This is a genomic window from Enterobacter cloacae complex sp. SHL001, from assembly GCF_049236825.1.
GTDB classification, from domain to species: Bacteria; Pseudomonadota; Gammaproteobacteria; order Enterobacterales; family Enterobacteriaceae; genus Enterobacter; species Enterobacter hormaechei_C.
In genome coordinates, this window is the sequence record NZ_JBMKIP010000002.1 from 675,140 (window position 1) to 692,938 (window position 17,799).

At 53.8% G+C, this 17,799-nt stretch carries 18 protein-coding genes and 2 pseudogenes; 13 read left to right on the forward strand and 7 right to left on the reverse strand.

Annotated elements, in window-relative coordinates; translation table 11 throughout:
* Positions 1-6 precede the first annotated feature (6 nt).
* Positions 7-2,082 carry a glycogen debranching protein GlgX gene (glgX, locus tag ACOTYH_RS08670; RefSeq protein ID WP_421637683.1) on the forward strand — a complete coding sequence of 692 codons (2,076 nt, stop codon included), beginning with the start codon at positions 7-9 and terminating at the stop codon, positions 2,080-2,082.
* Here the strand turns inward: glgX and ACOTYH_RS08675 are convergent.
* On the reverse strand, positions 2,079-2,627 hold the full coding sequence (locus tag ACOTYH_RS08675) for a winged helix DNA-binding protein (RefSeq protein WP_017382340.1): 549 nt from the start codon (positions 2,625-2,627) through the stop codon (positions 2,079-2,081). The genes glgX and ACOTYH_RS08675 overlap by 4 nt on opposite strands.
* 224 nt (positions 2,628-2,851) lie before the next feature.
* On the opposite strand from ACOTYH_RS08675, the gene ACOTYH_RS08680 reads away from it, so the two are divergent.
* Genes ACOTYH_RS08680 through ACOTYH_RS08690 form a run of 3 tightly spaced genes read left to right on the forward strand, consistent with a single transcriptional unit; the run spans position 2,852 to position 5,562 of the window.
* On the forward strand, positions 2,852-3,574 hold the full coding sequence (locus tag ACOTYH_RS08680; RefSeq protein WP_003857121.1) for a DUF969 domain-containing protein: 723 nt from the start codon (positions 2,852-2,854) through the stop codon (positions 3,572-3,574).
* A complete protein-coding gene (locus ACOTYH_RS08685) occupies positions 3,571-4,557 on the forward strand; it encodes a DUF979 domain-containing protein (RefSeq protein ID WP_128771619.1) in 987 nt (328 codons plus the stop codon). Before ACOTYH_RS08680 ends, ACOTYH_RS08685 begins: the two co-directional genes overlap by 4 nt.
* Before the next feature lie 9 nt (positions 4,558-4,566).
* Positions 4,567-5,562, forward strand: a complete 996-nt coding sequence (locus ACOTYH_RS08690) for a DUF2891 domain-containing protein (protein WP_017382342.1) — start codon at positions 4,567-4,569, stop codon at positions 5,560-5,562.
* 21 nt (positions 5,563-5,583) lie between these two features.
* Here ACOTYH_RS08690 and ACOTYH_RS08695 read toward each other — a convergent pair whose 3' ends face one another.
* Positions 5,584-6,966 carry an MFS transporter gene (locus ACOTYH_RS08695; RefSeq protein ID WP_032648336.1) on the reverse strand — a complete coding sequence of 461 codons (1,383 nt, stop codon included), beginning with the start codon at positions 6,964-6,966 and terminating at the stop codon, positions 5,584-5,586.
* Positions 6,967-7,095: 129 nt separating this feature from the next.
* Between ACOTYH_RS08695 and ACOTYH_RS08700 the strand changes: the two genes are divergently transcribed.
* From ACOTYH_RS08700 to ACOTYH_RS08730, 7 genes and pseudogenes are all read left to right on the forward strand, one after another.
* A complete protein-coding gene (locus ACOTYH_RS08700) occupies positions 7,096-8,025 on the forward strand; it encodes a LysR family transcriptional regulator (RefSeq protein WP_421637684.1) in 930 nt (309 codons plus the stop codon).
* A 63-nt stretch (positions 8,026-8,088) separates the two neighbouring features.
* Positions 8,089-8,355 (forward strand): DUF1778 domain-containing protein, encoded by a 267-nt coding sequence (locus tag ACOTYH_RS08705; protein ID WP_003857131.1) that lies wholly within the window; start codon positions 8,089-8,091, stop codon positions 8,353-8,355.
* A complete protein-coding gene (locus tag ACOTYH_RS08710; RefSeq protein WP_058689392.1) occupies positions 8,343-8,828 on the forward strand; it encodes a GNAT family N-acetyltransferase in 486 nt (161 codons plus the stop codon). The genes ACOTYH_RS08705 and ACOTYH_RS08710 overlap by 13 nt, the downstream gene beginning before the upstream one ends.
* Positions 8,829-9,008: 180 nt before the next feature.
* A pseudogene (locus ACOTYH_RS08715) lies at positions 9,009-9,325 on the forward strand (ISNCY family transposase); the annotation flags it as partial.
* Between the two features lies 1 nt (position 9,326).
* A pseudogene (locus tag ACOTYH_RS08720) lies at positions 9,327-9,476 on the forward strand (ISNCY family transposase); the annotation flags it as partial.
* A gap of 277 nt (positions 9,477-9,753) precedes the next feature.
* On the forward strand, positions 9,754-10,200 hold the full coding sequence (locus tag ACOTYH_RS08725) for a DUF3290 domain-containing protein (protein ID WP_014069654.1): 447 nt from the start codon (positions 9,754-9,756) through the stop codon (positions 10,198-10,200).
* Between the two features lie 9 nt (positions 10,201-10,209).
* Positions 10,210-10,845 carry a DUF421 domain-containing protein gene (locus tag ACOTYH_RS08730; protein ID WP_015570517.1) on the forward strand — a complete coding sequence of 212 codons (636 nt, stop codon included), beginning with the start codon at positions 10,210-10,212 and terminating at the stop codon, positions 10,843-10,845.
* A gap of 183 nt (positions 10,846-11,028) precedes the next feature.
* Here the strand turns inward: ACOTYH_RS08730 and ACOTYH_RS08735 are convergent, their stop codons facing one another.
* From ACOTYH_RS08735 to ACOTYH_RS08745, 3 genes are all read right to left on the reverse strand, one after another.
* Positions 11,029-11,643, reverse strand: a complete 615-nt coding sequence (locus ACOTYH_RS08735) for an NUDIX domain-containing protein (protein WP_080337332.1) — start codon at positions 11,641-11,643, stop codon at positions 11,029-11,031.
* On the reverse strand, positions 11,643-12,935 hold the full coding sequence (locus ACOTYH_RS08740) for a glycoside hydrolase family 28 protein (protein ID WP_058689388.1): 1,293 nt from the start codon (positions 12,933-12,935) through the stop codon (positions 11,643-11,645). The genes ACOTYH_RS08735 and ACOTYH_RS08740 overlap by 1 nt, the downstream gene beginning before the upstream one ends.
* Before the next feature lie 104 nt (positions 12,936-13,039).
* Positions 13,040-13,798, reverse strand: coding sequence for a DeoR/GlpR family DNA-binding transcription regulator (locus tag ACOTYH_RS08745; protein WP_015570520.1), 759 nt, complete (start codon positions 13,796-13,798; stop codon positions 13,040-13,042).
* 86 nt (positions 13,799-13,884) lie between these two features.
* Here ACOTYH_RS08745 and ACOTYH_RS08750 point away from each other — a divergent pair, with 86 nt between their 5' ends.
* A complete protein-coding gene (locus ACOTYH_RS08750) occupies positions 13,885-14,469 on the forward strand; it encodes an NUDIX domain-containing protein (protein ID WP_017382349.1) in 585 nt (194 codons plus the stop codon).
* Positions 14,470-14,553: 84 nt separating this feature from the next.
* Positions 14,554-15,312, forward strand: a complete 759-nt coding sequence (tam, locus tag ACOTYH_RS08755; protein ID WP_421637685.1) for a trans-aconitate 2-methyltransferase — start codon at positions 14,554-14,556, stop codon at positions 15,310-15,312.
* Between the two features lie 6 nt (positions 15,313-15,318).
* Here tam and ACOTYH_RS08760 read toward each other — a convergent pair whose 3' ends face one another.
* Positions 15,319-16,509: a cytochrome c biogenesis protein/redoxin gene (locus ACOTYH_RS08760; RefSeq protein ID WP_421637686.1), complete on the reverse strand. Its 1,191-nt coding sequence runs from the start codon at positions 16,507-16,509 to the stop codon at positions 15,319-15,321.
* A 135-nt stretch (positions 16,510-16,644) separates the two neighbouring features.
* Complete coding sequence (locus ACOTYH_RS08765) at positions 16,645-17,691, reverse strand: alpha/beta fold hydrolase (RefSeq protein WP_413386325.1); 1,047 nt, start codon at positions 17,689-17,691, stop codon at positions 16,645-16,647.
* Positions 17,692-17,799: the final 108 nt, after the last annotated feature.

The following is a 17,799-nucleotide window of genomic DNA, read 5'->3' on the forward strand; positions in this document are numbered from 1 at the left end:
ACAAAAATGCCAAAGGATACAACGTTTGAAATTCGGGCCGGTCATGGCCAACAGTTGGGCGCATATTATGACGGGAAAGGAGTGAATTTCGCCCTGTTTTCCGCCCATGCGGAGCGGGTGGAGCTGTGTCTGTTTGACCCATCGGGAAAAACAGAAATCACCCGCCTGGAACTGCCGGAATATACCCATGAGGTCTGGCACGGCTATGTGCCGGATCTGAAACCGGGGGTGCTGTATGGCTACCGTGTATATGGCCCTTACGATCCGGAGAACGGTCACCGGTTCAACCCCAATAAGCTGCTTATTGACCCCTATGCCCGTGAACTGGTGGGTGACATTGAGTGGAACGATGCCCACTTCGGTTATGAGCTGGGACACGAAGAGCTGGATCTCAGCTTTGATACGCGAGACAGCGCGCCGTTTACGCCCAAATGTAAGGTCATCGACCCCAATGCCGTCGACTGGCAAGACTCCCGCCGACCCGATATCCCGTGGCCGCATACCGTGGTTTATGAGAGCCACGTAAAAGGCTTTACCCAGCTTAACCCGGCTATTCCGCCTGAACTGCGCGGTACGTTTGAGGGGATGGGGCATAAAGCGTCGGTGCAGTACATCAAAAGCCTCGGGATTACCTCGGTCGAGCTGCTGCCGGTTCACTGGTTCCCTGACGATCAGCACCTGCTCGATCGCGGTCTGAAAAACTTCTGGGGCTATAACTCGCTCGGTTTCTTTGCGCCAGCGTCACGCTATTACGGCCCTGCGGGGATCCAGGGTTTCCGCGACATGGTGCGTGCCTATCATGACGCGGGCATCGAGGTGATCCTCGACGTGGTCTATAACCACACGGCGGAGGGCAACGAGCTGGGGCCAACCCTGTCGTTTAAGGGAATTGATAACTTCTGTTATTACCGCACCATGCCGGATCAGCACCGGTATTACATCAACGACACCGGCACCGGGAACACCGTTAATACTTCCCACCCGCGCGTATTGCAGATGGTCATGGACTCCCTGCGTTACTGGGCAGAATCGATGCAGATTGACGGTTTCCGCTTTGACCTCGGGACCATTCTCGGACGTGAGCCGGAGGGGTTCGATCCGCGCGGCGGCTTCTTCGATGCCGTGACCCAGGATCCGGTGCTGTCGAAGCTGAAGCTCATCGGTGAGCCGTGGGATATCGGCCCGGGCGGGTATCAGGTGGGAGGCTTCCCGCCAGGCTGGGGTGAGTGGAACGACAAATACCGCGATACGGTACGTGAATACTGGAAGGGGGATAACGTCTCTAACGATTTTGCCGCCCGTCTGTTAGGGTCCGGTGATTTGTACGATCTGCGCGGGCGTCGTCCGTGGGCCAGCGTCAATTTTATTACCGCGCATGACGGCTTCACGCTGAACGACCTGGTGTCGTACAACGAGAAACATAACGCCGATAACGGGGAAGATAATAACGACGGACATAACGATAACCGATCGTATAACTACGGCGAAGAAGGGCCGACGGAGAACCCGGATATCATCGCCACCCGCGAGCGGCAAAAGCGCAACTTCCTCACCACGCTCTTCTTCTCGCACGGTACGCCGATGCTGCTGGCAGGGGATGAGTTTGGCCGGACGCAAAAGGGCAATAATAACGGCTACTGTCAGGACAGCGAGATCTCCTGGGTAAACTGGAAAGGGCTCTCTGAAAACGACGAGAAGCTGCGCGACTTTACCCGTCGGTTGATTGCCCTGCGCGCGACGCAGCCGCTGCTGCGACGTGAGAACTGGCGCGACGGGCTGGAGATCCGCTGGTTTAACGCCGGCGGCGGACCGCAGCAGTCGGAACAATGGGACGAGGGTTCCACCCTTGGTCTTGCCATCAGCCGCCCGGATCTTAAGCAGGAAGAGGGCGTCTGGCACGACGTGCTGATGCTGTTTAACCCGTTTGAAGGCACGGTTCCATTCCAGATCCCGCAGTTTGGCGAAGGGGGCTGGGTGCTGGAGCTTTCGACGGCGGATGAGGCCCCCACAGGGGAAATCATCACGGAATCCGTCGATTATGAACTGGCCGGGCGGAGTATGACGCTTTTCCGCCGTCCTTAAAGCGAGGCCGCCGCGCGTGCGGCGGTATCATACAGGGAGGAGATCGCGCGGAGTAACTGCGCGGTCTCGCCAATTGATGCACCCGGAATGCCGCTTTCCGCATGAATGTTGATCAGGCAGGCCTCCCGCACCTCCCGGTACTTCATGCACAGCGCTTTTCCCTCCTCCGTGGTGGAGAAAAAAAGCTCTTTTCCGGCTTTCTCGCTGGTGACATATCCCGCCTTGACCAGCTTTTTCAGCGCATACGTCACCACGTGGGTATCTTCCACGTTCAGCACAAAGCAGATGTCGGCCAGCTTTTTCTTGCGGTTGCGGTGATTCACGTGGTGCAGAAGCGAAACGTCAAAGGCCCCCATATCCGGTTCACCCGCAGCGGTCATGCAGCGCACCATCCATTTGTTAAACGCATTGCTGGTCATGATCAGCGCATATTCCAGCTCTGATAATTCAGCACACCGCTCTGAGACGAGATGACGGGAGGAGACGATTCGCCCGTCCGCAATATCGTCGTGGTTTAACGCTGTCGTCTTTTTGTTTACTGTCATAACGATCCTTCCCCCGAAATGTAAACCCGTCGATAAAATAAGAACATTTTATTGATAAATTGTTTACATGTTTTTGACGTTCAGATATAGCTTTTTAGTGCAGGTTCTGTGGAGCCTGACGCAAAACACAACATCGCGCGCCGTAATGCACCGGCTTCGCTCTGCTGCGAAGTATAAAAAATAGCCGTCGGCGCGCAACGCTCACTTTGGATAGGGTAACGTTTATGGACAGTTCTACACTGTTGCCACTTATCGGGATTCCGGTGGTGGTTATTGGTTTTGCACTGCGTTTCAACCCGCTGCTGGTTGTCGTGGTGGCGGGGCTGGCGACGGGCCTGCTGGTTGGCATGGATTTCGGTATGCTGCTGGAAACCTTTGGCGAAAAGTTCGTGAATAGCCGATCGCTTGCCACCTTCATTCTGATCCTGCCTGTGATTGGCCTGCTGGAGTATTACGGGCTGAAAGAGCGCGCCCAGGCCTGGGTCGCGAAGATCGCCAGCGCCACCTCGGCGCGTATCCTGATGCTCTACTTTGTCGCCCGCGAAGGGACGGCTGCGCTGGGCCTGATGTCCCTTGGCGGCCACGCGCAAACGGTGCGTCCGCTGCTGGCGCCGATGGCGGAAGGGGCGGCCCTGAATGAATACGGCGAACTGCCGCAGACTATCCGCGACAAAATCAAAGCCCATGCCGCCGCGTGTGACAATATCGCGGTTTTCTTTGGGGAAGATATCTTTATCGCCTTTGGCGCGGTACTGCTGATTGATGCGTTCCTGAAAGAGAACGGGATCGAGGGGATCGAACCGCTGCATATCGGCCTGTGGGCCATTCCGACCGCTATTGCGGCACTGATCATCCATATGACGCGTCTGCTGCGCCTCGACGCCAGCATTCGTCGCGACGTGATGGCCTGGAAAGCAGAGCAGGGTACGCAGGAGATCGCACCATGATGACCCTCATCACCATTAACCGCGTGTATTACCTGATCGGCTTCGTCGTGATGCTGCTGGTTGTGATGACCCTTCGCGACCGCGCTAACCCGAAACGCTATACCACGGCGCTGTTCTGGTTTCTGTTCGGCGGGATATTCCTGTTTGGCGATCTGATGGTGCAGGAGCTGGGTAAGTCGCTGGCGTATCGCATTATTGGCGGCGCCGTTATCGTGATTGCGCTGCTGGCCGGTTTCGGGCTGGTCGGGAAGGGGCATTATAAAATGTCCACCGAGGAGGAGCGTGTTGCCTCGTCGAACCGGCTGAAAAACTGGCTGTTTTTACCGGCACTGATGATCCCCGTGGTAACGGTCATCGGGACGCTGTTTCTGAAAGGCGTGTCGACTGGCGGCGTTTATCTGCTCGATCAGAAACAGCTTACGCTGGCGGCGCTGTGCGTGGCCTGCGTGGCGGCTATCCTCACCGGCTGGTGGCTGACAAAAGGTACGCCGCTGCATGCGGTTCGTCAGTCTCGTCGTCTGGTCGATACCATTGGCTGGGCGGTGATCCTGCCGCAGATGCTGGCCATGCTCGGCGGGGTGTTTGTGGTGGCGAATACCGGCGAATCGGTACAAAAGGTGGTCAGCCTGTTTGTGAACCCAGACAGCCGCTTCATGCTGGTGGTCATTTACTGCGTGGGGATGGCGCTGTTTACTATGATCATGGGTAATGCCTTCGCAGCCTTCCCGGTGTTAAGCGCCGGTATCGCTCTGCCATTCCTGATTAACGTCCATCACGGTAACCCGGCGCCGCTGCTGGCTATCGGTATGTACGCAGGCTATTGCGGCACGCTGATGACGCCGATGGCCGCCAACTTCAACATTGTGCCCGCCGCGCTGCTGGAGCTAAAAGACAAATATCAGGTTATCAAGATCCAGATCCCGACCGCGTTAACCCTGCTGGTGGTGAACGTGTTCTTAATGTATTTCCTCGTGTTTCGCTAAGGAGCTGCAATGGAATTAACGCAACATCAGGCTGACGCCTTCGCCAGAATGCCGTTGACCTATTTACGTCAGGAATACCCGAACCACATTATGCATCTGCTCAACGATGACGGCGACGTTCTGCCGCCTCGCGAGCTGCACCCGATCTTTTACGGCTGTTTTGACTGGCACTCTGCGGTGCACGGCTACTGGCTGCTGCTGCGCTGCCTGCGTCTCTGGCCCGAACTGCCGTGCCGGGAAGAGATCATCACTCTGTTCGAAGAACACCTGATCGACGAGAAGGTGGCGAAGGAGCTGGCCTATTTTACCGCGCCGTTCCGCGCGTCGTTTGAGCGGCCTTATGGCTACGGCTGGCTGCTGGCGCTGGCGCAGGAGCTGAAACAGTCGTCACTGCCACAGGCGGAGCGCTGGTACCAGACGCTGCAACCGTTAACGCGGGATATTCGCCAGCGGCTGGTGGATTACCTCAGCAAGCTCACCTATCCCATCCGCGTCGGAACACATTACAACACGGCGTTTGCGCTCGCGCTGGGGCTGGATTATGCCCGGGCGGTGACGGATGACGGGCTTGAACAGGCGATCCTGGACGCGGCGACGCGCTTTTATCATACGGACACGCAATATCCGGCGCATTATGAGCCGGGCGGCGACGAGTATATCTCCGGGGCGCTGACCGAGGCGTTACTGATGAGTAAGGTGGTAGAGAATTTCCCGGCCTGGTTCGATGCGTTTCTGCCTGAAGTGGGTGCCGTTTCAGCGCTGATGAACCCGGCTGAGGTAAGCGACCGCACCGACCCAAAAATCGCACATCTGGACGGGCTTAACCTCAGCCGCGCGTGGTGTATGAAGCACATTGCCCGCGCTTTGCCGGAAAACCACCCGGCGCAACAGGCGTTACAGGATGCCGTTGCGCGCCATCTCTCGGCAAGCGTGGAACATGTTGTCGGCAGTCACTACAGCGGCGGCCACTGGCTGGCGAGTTTTGCGCTGCTGGCGCTGGAGTAGCGCTTAGTTATATTTTCGTGCTCATCCTGTTTCCGCAGGATGAGTGATTTTACGCAACCGGCTCGCGCTGACGACGACCGCTACCGCAGAAGCTGCGGCGGCGACCCACAGCGCAACATGAATTGACCTTTCATCTGCGGCCAGCAGAACGGCCACGGCGGCGGCGCCCAGACACTGCCCGAACGTGCGCATAATGGATAAAACACCGGATGCATAGCTCGCATGCTCACGAATAACGTTGGAGAGCATTTCCCGGTTATTGGGACTCTGAAAGCAGCCAAACCCCACTCCGCACACCAGACTCCGCAGGCAGATATCCCACACTGAAGGGCGGTCGGGTAATGTTGCCAGCAGGATCAAACCGACGACAAAAATCATCAGCCCCAGGGTGGATATCGCCGGGGCTGAAATCGTGTCTGCCCACCGGCCTGCATGCGGCGCAATCAGTACGATCCCTAGCGGCCACGGCGTAAACAGCAGGGCAGACAACACCGGGCTGTAGCCGTATTCGCTCTGAAACAGGAAGGGCAGCGCAATAAAGGTGATCCCCTGGCTGACAAAAGCAATCATCGACGTGAAGGCCGCGAGGGTAAAACGTTCATTTTTAAACATCATCGGCGGCAGTAAGGGGTTATCCGCGCGGCGGATCTGCCAGATAAACGCCATGCCGCTCAGCGCAGCGAGCATTGTCCAGCAAAGGCTACCGGGATGATAGTCCTGGAGGCTGTTCGCCGCCATGATCGTCGACCCCAACAGCAGCGCCGACAATATCGCGCCCGGGGTGTCGAAAGGCGCTTGCTTTCGAACCGCATCCCGCGGCAGCGCTTTGACCGCCAGCTGTAAGGCGAGGGTGCCGGGAACAACGTTTATCGCAAACAGCCATTGCCAGCTCAGGGTGTGAAGGATCGTCCCGCCCAATACCGGCCCGATAGCGGAGCTGGAGGCGATGAGCAGGGCGTGCAACCCCAGAATGCGGCCAAGCAATCGCCCGGGAAATACGGACCGCAGGATTGCGGGGGCAATACTCAGCGTCGCCGCGCCGCCGATCCCCTGAAGCACGCGCATACCGATAAGCACTTCGGGTGTATTCGCCAGCGCGCAACCCAGTGATGTCAGGGTAAAGGTCGTCAGACCTGCCAGAAATACGGGGCGATAACCCAGGCGGGCCGCAAGCGCCGCGAATATCGCCAGCGTCATCGCAGCCGCCAGCAGATACCCGTTGGCGAACCAGACGGCAATACTGGCAGGTACCTGCATCTCCTGAGCCATGGAGGGCAGGGCAATGTTGATCATGGTGCCATCAAACACGCCCATTAAGGTGGTGGTCATAATTGCGGCCATCACCCGTGCGCGCGCCGGGCCGGGAAGTCCTTCGTCGCCGGGTTGACTGGAAAAGAGCGTCATCATGTTGTCCTCTGAGAAGAGTGTATGGATGACAAAACTATAAAGATGGCTTTTACAGGGCGGAAGGCGCACCATTTGCACTTTATCGTTGCACGAAACGCCTTATCTGAATGAACAGGAATGAGCGCTATGACCGATCCTGATTTTAATTTACTGATTGCACTCGACATATTGCTGAGCGAAGCGAGTGTCGCAGGTGCCGCCCGTCGGCTGAACCTCAGCACCTCGGCCATGAGCCGGACATTAAGCAGGTTACGCGACGTTACAGGCGACCCGATCCTGGTGCGCGCCGGGCGTAGCATGGTACTGACCCCGTGGGCCGAAGCGACCCGGGATCGCGCCAGACGTGCAGTGCACGAGGCGAGGGCGGTATTGCAGTCCTCAACTGAAACATTCAGTGCGCAAAGTCTGGCGCGTCTTTTTACCATCAGGGCAAACGATGGTTTTGTGGTGGCGTTTGGGCCTGCGCTTATAGCGGCTGTGGCCGACGCCGCGCCGGACGTCTGTATACGCTTCGCGCCTAAGCCGGAAAAAACGTCGCGCTATCTTCGGGAAGGGCTGGTTGATCTGGAGATTGGCGTCCAGAGCAATATGGGGCCTGAAATACGGCTGCAACGGTTGTTTGAGGATCGGTTTGTGGGCGTCGTGCGTAAGGGGCACCCGCTGGCTAAGCAGGCAAAAATAAGCGTGAAGGATTATGTCGCCTGGGGCCATGTGGTAGCGTCACCCGAGGGCGCGTTGCACGGTTCCGTTGACGATGCGCTGGCCGAGCTGGGGACAAAACGTAAAATCGCGAGCGTCGTACCGGGATTTCCGACGGCGCTGTCCGTGGCGCTGGAATCGGATCTTATCACCATGATACCCGCGCTCTATTTACTCAATCAGCAGGTAACGGACCAGGTACACGTTTTCGAGCTGCCGTTCAAAAGCCGTCGTATTACGGTATCGCAGATGTGGCACCCAAGAATGGAACGCGACCCTGGTCACCGTTGGCTGAGAGAGCAAATTCTTGCGATATGCGGTGTGGAGAGGTCAGACATGATTAAGGGTTCTGTATAGCGATTGCTATACACAGCGCTTATGCTATGCTTGTAAAGCAATTGCTATACAAGAGGTATACCTATGAAATCAGATGTTCAACTCAATCTCAGAGCCAAAGAATCCCAGCGGGCGCTTATCGATGCCGCCGCAGAGATCCTCCATAAATCACGCACGGACTTCATTCTGGAGATGGCCTGTCAGGCAGCCGAGAATGTGATCCTCGATCGACGTGTATTCAATTTTAACGATGAACAGTACGCAGAGTTCATTGACATGCTCGATGCCCCGGTCGCGGACGATCCTGCCATAGAAAAACTGCTGGCAAGGAAACCGCAGTGGGACGTGTAACAGCACCAGAGCCCTTATCCAGCGTCCATCAACTGGCGGAGTTCGTCAGCGGAGAGGCCGTGCTTGACGAATGGCTAAAACAAAGAGGTCTGAAAAACCAGGCGCTCGGCGCAGCCCGAACGTTTGTCGTTTGTAAAACGGGCACGAAGCAGGTCGCGGGATTTTACTCGCTGGCTACCGGCAGTGTTAACCATACGCTAGCGACGGGGAATCTGCGGCGTAACATGCCGGATCCCATTCCCGTGATTATACTTGCCCGTCTGGCTGTGGATGTCTCGTTACGTGGAAACGGGTTGGGAGCCGATTTACTCCACGATGCGGTTTTACGCTGTTATCGGGTAGCTGAGAATATCGGGGTGCGAGCGATCATGGTTCATGCACTCACTGAGGAAGCCAAAGCGTTTTATATCCACCATGGTTTCAAAGCATCGCAGACTCAGGAACGGACACTGTTTCTCCGGCTTCCTCAGTAGAGGCAAAGGGAGGGGGTAGGATGCGATGGGCTTATCTGACGAGGGATAGGCTTCATAATATCTCATTTAACATAATATACATTATACGTACTAAGGTTGTAACAGCAAAATTGTAATGTCCGTTCTGGGATAAGGATAAGTTAAGTGTACATCACATAGATTCACCATCGAGGGATTCTGATGACGGCACACGCAGCGGAGTTTTTCACTATGGACAAAGTTAACCGACTCAAAATCATTCAGGACGTTGTCGTCCAGCCTCTGACCACACTGATGGCCGCGCAGCGCCTTGATATTTCAGAACGCCTTCTGTTGCGTTACAATGAATCTGGCCCACTGGGTATGGCTGGCCGTCGTCGCGGGAAACCCGGCAATAATCAACTACCGGATGGTCTTGCCCGGTACGCATTCAATATTATCCGCGAACGCTATACTGACTTTGGGCCTACGCTGCCAGCGAGGAACACGAAGAACTGCACGATGTTCACCTGTCAAAATATTGGGAAGTACATTGAGGTCTGGCATTACCCGGATGGCCGGAAAGAACTCAGGCTAAACGGAGTCATCCTTCCCTACTCCACTTATAATCGTATTCAGGAAATTGATTAGGCTGCTATCGTGGACAACAAGCGCCTCGGGCAGATTCCTTAGTTTATTAAGCTGGTTCAGGACAAACGTTAGAAGATTATTTATACTCTGAATTCTTTTTCCGGTAGTGAGTGACCTGTATGGAAGAATGATTAATGCCCGACATGAGCGAAGAACGGAAGTTCTGAATGCTACTAACATTGAGATGCCTTGAGTCATAACAAGCAAGTCAACATAGTTGGCTTAAGGATAATGATCAATTTCAGCTGATAACTAATAAATGGAAATGTTTTACTATAATAAAATGTGGTTTTGAGGGGTTAGGGATTGAACTTATATGAAATTTTATAGCATAGATTATCTACAAATGCAGTCTAATATCAATGACTATTTAAAATACATAGTTATATTTAGTACTTTATTTATCTTGATCGTTGTTTTTAGCCTGTATATGCGTCATCGCCTGCAAACCAAATATCGTGACTTAACAATCATAGTTTTCTTGTTTTTGCTCTTCATTTCTGGTGTTCAGTATGCTGATTATACTGATAGTCAAAATATACATTCCCAATCCTCGCAAATGGTTAATTTTGTTAGGCTCCTATCACAAAAAAAAGATGTGAATGTAAATGCTATATTTTCCAGTTCCGTACAACTCTCTGATGGCATTATCGTTAAAATTAGTGATGTTTTTTATCGCGTCAATTTGAGCCCGGATCAAAAAACATACAATTTAGTAGAGGTTTCGTTAGTAAACCCAGAAATAGAAATCATAACAAACTGAGGTGTGGAAATGATAATTTATTTACCTATCATAATAAAGTTGGGCCTGGGGATACTGTGTTTAATTGTTCAAATAAATCTTATGGGAAAAGGAAATCTGGCCCCCTCATCTGCAATGGACCAGGTTCAAAACTATGTGCTGGGGGGAATTATAGGGGGCGTAATTTACAACGAATCTATATCGGTTCTTCAATTTATTCTGGTACTAATCATATGGACTCTTTTGGTCTTCGCTCTTAAATTCCTGAAGGAAAACAATCGATTAATTAAAAGGATAATTGATGGGAAACCGATTACCTTAGTACACAATGGCAGTGTTAATGTTAAGGAGTGTTTACGGAATGGTGTTTCTGCAAATGATCTAATGTTCAAATTAAGAGCAAATGGAATTTATGAGATAGAACAACTAAAACGCGTCGTTCTCGAACAAAATGGGCAATTAACCATCATACAAAGTGGCGATGAAAATATACGCTATCCAATTATAGTGGACGGTTTGGCCAACCATGACCTGCTAGAAATCCTTAATAAAGACAGTGAATGGTTAGAAACTGAAGTTACAAAGAAAGGCTTCAGTAAAATCAGTGAAGTATATTTAGGTGAGTACTTGTCAGGTAGGATTAATTTATACGGATATGAAAAATAACATCCAAACAATAACACCATTTTATCAGGAGGCAGCCATTTCTGGTGTGCCTCCGCCTGAGAATATTGACATTAACGTCCGCTCCTGGCACAGATCAAATATTTGAGCTTTGCGCTGCCCCGGGCATCTGAACTTGGCTTTGACAATGATGTGGAGACTCAATATTAATCTAAAACGTTATGATTAAGAGAACATATTTTTTGTTCTCGCCAGCAGGAATGCTGTAACTGAGGTGGCGTCAGTGATTTTGCCGTCACGTATTAATTGAGCAAAGGCACTAATTTTAATTTTTTTCACCGTCAGGCCGTATTCTTCCTCCTCCAGTTGCTGGCCGGTAAATGTCAGCTCCGTGGCAAGGTAAATATGATAACCCTGGGCTGAATAACCCTGTGCGAGCTTTTGATAACCGACGTACTCCATTTTCCCGGCGCTTAACCCGGTTTCTTCTTTAAGCTCGCCTCTGGCAACGTCTTCAGGTGCAGCGTCGCGAGAACATTCCCAACTTCCCTGAGGGAGTTCTGTGGTTCTCTGGCCCAGAGGGTATCGGTATTGTTCAACCAGATAGATTTCATCATTCTCAACCGGAATGATGACCACGAAATCATCTTTTTCAATGACGGAATAAAGCCCCTCGCTCCCATTGGCTCTCAGAATCCGGTCTTCCTTTAGCGACATCCAGCGGTTACGATAAATCTGTCTCGATTCCAGTGTTTTTATCTCTTTCTTCACGGTAAGCCCCTGATTTCTTTGCTTGTAGCTCTCTAACAGTAACGTTAACGCCTTCACCGTGCAATACATCAACGCTCATAACTGTCGTTACGGTCTTGCGTGTTCTCCACGGCAGTCACCTGCACATCCTTAAAGCGCAACCCATCCACACCGGAAATTTTCCCGAACTCTGACGCGTCAATCAAAATTCCGTCCAGCGTTAACCCGATCACAGGACGCTCCGGATACCCCTCAATGAAAAATGCACGCGAGAAATATTTGTTGTCTGAGCGATGCGCCGACATATTTTTAATCGTCAGTCCGCTGACCGCAGTAAGGCCGGCTTCGTCCTCAACACCTTCAGCCAGCTTGCGCCAGTGTTCTGGTTTATCAGATAAATTTCCCCGGTCGCCATAGCTGTACTGCGGAAACCAGTTCAGCTGGATCAGCACCGGGAAACGTACGTCCGTAAGATGTAAATTTTGGACGGTGATATCACGGATAAATCCGCCCCGGTTGCGGGCCGACTTAATGCGAAACCCGACGCCCGTACCGTTAAACGCGTTATCTTCTATCAGGACGCGTTCAATGCCGCCTGAGGTTTCGCTCCCCAGCGTGATCCCGGACCCCTTATTCAGCGTACAACCGCGAATCACTATATCCCGTGCTGTACGTGCTTTTTGCGCCGCTTCGCGTCCTCGTCCTGATTTTATGCAGATATTGTCGTCATTACAGGAAACAATGCAGCGTTCAACCCGCACCTGTTCACAGGAATCGATATCAATCCCGTCGGTGCTCGGCCCCGCAGAATTGCTGATTTTCACGCCCTCAACCGTGATATGGCGCGAATAACAAAGGTGCACGTTCCAGAATCCGGACTCCCGACTGGTAAAATCACGCAGCAGAATGCTCTGGCTTTCAAAGACCAGAATATTGCGCGGGCGCTGACAGTCGTAATCAACCACCCAGCGCAATCCTCTGGCGCTGTAATCGCCGACCATGCCGCTGCGCTCGTCATCGCCCCAGAAGCGTCGCCACCAGATAACACCCTGCCCGTCTATCGTGCCTGTACCGGTAATACTGACGTTTTCACAATCGATGATATTAATAATGCCTGCCGGCCAGCGCATATCAATGCCCGCCACCCGGGTGTTTATCAACGGATAATCAGCCAGATCCTGGCTTCCAACGAGCTGTGCGCCAGCGTCCAGGCGAAGCGAAACACCGCTTTTCAGGAACAGTGCTCCGGTCAGAAAACGGCCTTGCGGAATAACAATGACATCGTTCTGTTGAGCCCTATTTATGGCCTGCTGAATGGCAGACGTTGACAGGCGTTGCGCGGTTGGGTCCGCGCCGCACGTCAGAATGGAGACCGCTTTCATGGCTTGTCCTTAAACAGATGAAAGCCTTAGTCTAGAAATCCGCGTGAAGGATAACCTTTGTCTGTTTGACAGCCACGCGGTCAGGCTGGCAAAAAAGCAGATATTTACTGGCTTGCGATCACCGCAACGCCCTTTTCTTTCAGAGCGCTCACCCAGCGTTCATCCGTTGTGTTTTCAACAACCAGCGTATTCACCAGCGACAGGTCGCCAATCACAAACGCCGAGGCCGTGTTGATCTTTTCCGGTGAGGCCAATACCACCGTTTCCGCCGCTCTACCGGAAAATGCACGTTTGATGCACGCTTCTTCGTAATCTCCGGTGGTCAGCCCGGCCTCAGGATGGACGCCGGTGACCCCCATGAAGAACAGATCCGCATGAATATTATTGATGCCTTCAATAGCGGCCGCGCCGACCGTGACGATGGAGTGTTTATACAAACGACCACCAATCAGGATCACCTCTATGCATGGATGGTCGACCAGCCCCAAAGCGATACCCGGGCTGTGCGTCACCACGGTTATCCGTAAATCGGGTGGTAAGAACGTAATAAGTTCGGAGGTGGTCGTCCCGCCATCAATGATCACCACCTGCCCCGGTGAAATGAGCTGCGCGCCTCGCCGTGCCACGCGTTTTTTTGCATCCATTTTAACGGACTGACGCTCGGCAAAAGGCGCAATCGCTGACGATGCTGGCAGTGCGCCGCCGTGAACACGCTGCAAACGCCCTTCTGCCGCCAGTTCACGTAAATCCCGGCGGATAGTGTCCTCAGACACCGAGAAAAAGAGGCTGAGCGCAGTAGACTGGACCTGACCTTCCGCCTCCAGTTTTTCCAGAATCAACTGTTTACGCTGGCTTGTGAGCATGAATTATTCCTGTTGTTGCACGATATGCCTTGTATTTGCACGATAGTGCTGTTTATGATGCTTACTCTACGAGAGGAGAGCCAAACGTGCAATCAAAACGTGCAGATATACGCATTATCAACAGCGAAACGTTGTCCGACAACTGGTATAACCTGAAAAAATACACTTTTGACCTCCAGCGCAGCGATGGCGACTGGCAGCGACAAGAGCGTGAAGTGTATGACCGGGGGAATGGCGCGACGATCCTGCTCTATAATCGCGACAGCAAAACCGTCATTCTGACGCGTCAGTTCCGTTTCCCGGTGTTTATAAATGGTCACGAAGAGGATCTCATTGAGGCGGCCGCCGGGTTGCTCGATAACCTTGACCCGGAAAGCCGGATTAAGGCCGAAGCGGAAGAAGAAACCGGGTATAAGGTGACGCGCGTAGAGAAAATTTTTGAGGCCTATATGAGCCCGGGCTCGGTTACCGAGAAACTCTACTTCTATCTGGCGGAATATCATCCGCAGGATCGGACCAGCGCGGGCGGCGGCGTTAAAGCAGAGGGAGAAGATATCGACGTACTGGAAATGACGCTGGACGACGCGCTTCGGGGCATTGAAAATGGGCAGATTGTCGACGGAAAAACCATCATGCTGCTCTATCACCTGGCCCTCAAAGGCATTTTATAATCTCACCATTAGCCAGATACCTGCCCCGGCGCAGGTATTTGCCTGTGCTATTCTTGCTGAACACCTCAACATGGAGATGCGAAAATGGCCGACTGGGATCCCTCTCTTTATCTACAGTACAGCGCAGAACGCACACGTCCCGCCGCTGAGTTACTCGCCCGGGTGCCGCTTGCTGACATAACCTCTGGCGTGGATTTGGGCTGCGGGCCAGGCAACAGCACCGCGCTGCTGAAACAGCGCTGGCCTTCTGCGCAGATCGCCGGCGTGGATAATTCCCCGGCCATGCTGGAGGAAGCCCGACAGGCCCTGCCAGACTGCCACTTTGTTGAGGCGGACATCCGGCACTACAAACCTGACCAGCCTCTCAGCCTGATCTACGCCAATGCCTCACTGCAATGGATCCCGGACCATTACCACCTTCTGCCACACCTGGTTTCGCTGCTCCAGTTAAACGGCGTGCTGGCGGTGCAAATGCCTGACAACTGGCTTGAGCCGACGCACGCCCTGATGCGTGAAGTTGCCTGGGAACAGGGCTACCCCGATCGTGGCCGCGAGCCATTGCCGGGTATCCATGCCTACTACGATATTCTGACGGAAGCGGGATGCGACGTGGATATCTGGCGCACCACTTACTTCCATCAGATGAGCTCTCATCAGGCGATTATTGACTGGGTCAGCGCTACAGGGTTACGCCCGTGGTTACAGGAAATCAACGAAAGCGAGCAGAAGAACTATCTGAAACGCTATCTTGAGCTGCTGGAAGAGCAGTATCCGCTCCAGGAGAACGGGCAGATACTGCTGGCTTTTCCGCGCCTGTTTTTGGTGGCTCAGCGGGTTCCGTAAGCCGGATCAGGAACGCGCTTCCTTGAGCAACTGCTGAATCACGGCCTCCTGCTTGTCATAGCTCCCCTCGCCAAACGCGGTGTAACGCAGTTGCCCTTTCGCATCGAAATAGTAATGTGCGGGCCAGTACTGATTTCCGAACGCGCTCCAGATTTTGTAGTTATTATCCGTCACTACGCGGTACGGCAATTGCCATTTGTTGACCGCGTTTTTCACCGATGATAACGGCTTTTCCCAGGGGTATTCCGGGGTGTGGACACCAATCACCACCAGACCTTCAGACTGATATTTCTTCGCCCAGTCACGCACATGCGGAAGGGTATGCTGGCAGTTGATACAGTCCCAGGTCCAGATATCGATAAGCACAACTTTCCCGCGCAAGGCCTCAGACGTGACAGGGTCACCGTTTACCCAACCCGTACCGCCGCTTAATGACGGTAGCTGGCTGCCCGGCGTCGCGTCAGCGACCGGTTGCAGTTTCACCTGCGTGGAGGTTGGTTGCGCAAGGCTCAACAGGGCATTTTCCAGCTGGTCGGCAACACCGTTGGCGCCTTTCAGGGCTGAGGTCATCCCGCTGGCGTTGAACGCAACGGCGGCTAACATCATCACTCCCGCTCCCTGACGCAAACGCGCCATCAATGCGGATTTGGCCCTCAGAGGGGTTATCAGCTTACGGCCCCCCGCGACAAGCAGCCCCAGCATCAACGCGCACCCACTGCCGTAAGCGGCTAACAGCGCTCCGGTTGCGATGGCCGAGTGGCCCGCAATATTAATGCTGAAGATCGCCCCGAGAATCGGTCCGGCACAGGGGGACCACAGCAGCCCAACGGCCAGCCCTGCCAGAAAAGCCGAAACCAGGCCGCGTCGCTGCATGCTGTGGGTGTTGAGAACGTTTCCCGCGCTGACCGCCGGGCGGGCAATGCGCTGAGCGAACTGCGGGAAGATCAGGGCCAGGGCGGCAATGCTCAGTACCAGCAGCGCAATCCAGCGACCGATAACGGTGGCGTCAGCGATCCACTCGCTGGCAACCGTTACTACCATCGCCACCAACATGAACATCACAATCATTCCCGCCAGAAGCGCCAGAATGTGTTTGCGCTGCCCCTGAAAGCCGGCGAACAGCAGAGGAATGACGGGAAGCGTGCACGGACTGAGCAGACTAATCATGCCGCCTAAAAAAGCGATTATCATAAACATAACGACCTCACGATACGGTTGCTGCGAAGATGCAGTGAGGTCATTTCATCGTACGAATGTGTTCAGGCCGTGTTTGAAAAGCTGGATTTTGTCTGCCTGCGTATCGGCGCGGGGTGCAGATACACAGGCGTACAATTAACCGCGCGGAAGGATCACGCTTACGGCCAGCCCTCCCTCTGCCCGGTTTGCAAGATGCAATTTCCCGTCAAGCTGGGCGGTGAGCTGCGCGGCAATGGCGAGTCCTAACCCGGTGCCGCCCGTTTCCCGGTTGCGCGACGTTTCAACCCGGTAGAACGGCTGTAACACCGCCTCCAGTTCTGCCTCCGGGATGCCAGGGCCGTTATCCATAATGCGGATCGCTACCTGCCTTTCATTTTCATCAATCTCTATTACCGCGCTCTCGCCAAACTTCAGCGCATTATCGAGCAGATTGGTCATTACCCTGCGCAATGCCTGGGGACGAGTGACGATCGGCAGACGCGCATTGCGTGCATGAAACTGCACGTTTTTACCAATGTCCTGATAATCACTGGCGATGCTGTTAACCCACGCATTCAGCTCCAGCTTCAGCGTGGTCTCTTCCAGAGATTCTGATGACCGGGCATAGGCAATCCCCTCCCGTACCAGGCGCGACATATTATCCAGGTCGCTCAGCAGCTTATCGCGGAGTTCGGGCTGATCCGCCATTTCGATCCGCAGCTTCATGCGCGTGATGGGCGTCTGGAGATCGTGAGAAATGGACGCCAGAATCTGCGCGCGTTCACGCAGATAGGTCTGACCGGCAAACACCGCCTGTTTGATGTTCAGGGCGTCCATCAGATTAACGATATCTTTCGCCATCGCCGAAGGCTGGCCGTTTCGCGGTGTTTTATCAGAAATAAAGCGCGTGGTGCCGTACCCGCGCAGGGACGGCACAATGACACGATACCCTTTCGCGGCCAGCGCGGGGGCCACTTCAGCGTAGCTGTGAATGTCGTACGGCCAGCCATGCAGCAGGATCACCGGTTGCCCCTCTTTTGGCCCGATATCGACGTAACCGACGTTCAAATCGCCAGCGTTAATCTGTTTAACCTGGTTAAAAGCCGACGCGTAATCCTTACCCGTCGCTTCTGCCTGACAGGACATCACGGTGCCAAGTGAAACGGTCAGGGCGACGGCTGAGTATGCGAGTTTATTAAACATGATGTTATCTCCGGGTGAGTTCAGTTGACGGAGATATATCACCATGCGTTTGTATAGGAGATGTGTGCGGATGCGGCTTTATTGCATACCTGTGTATGTATCACAGAC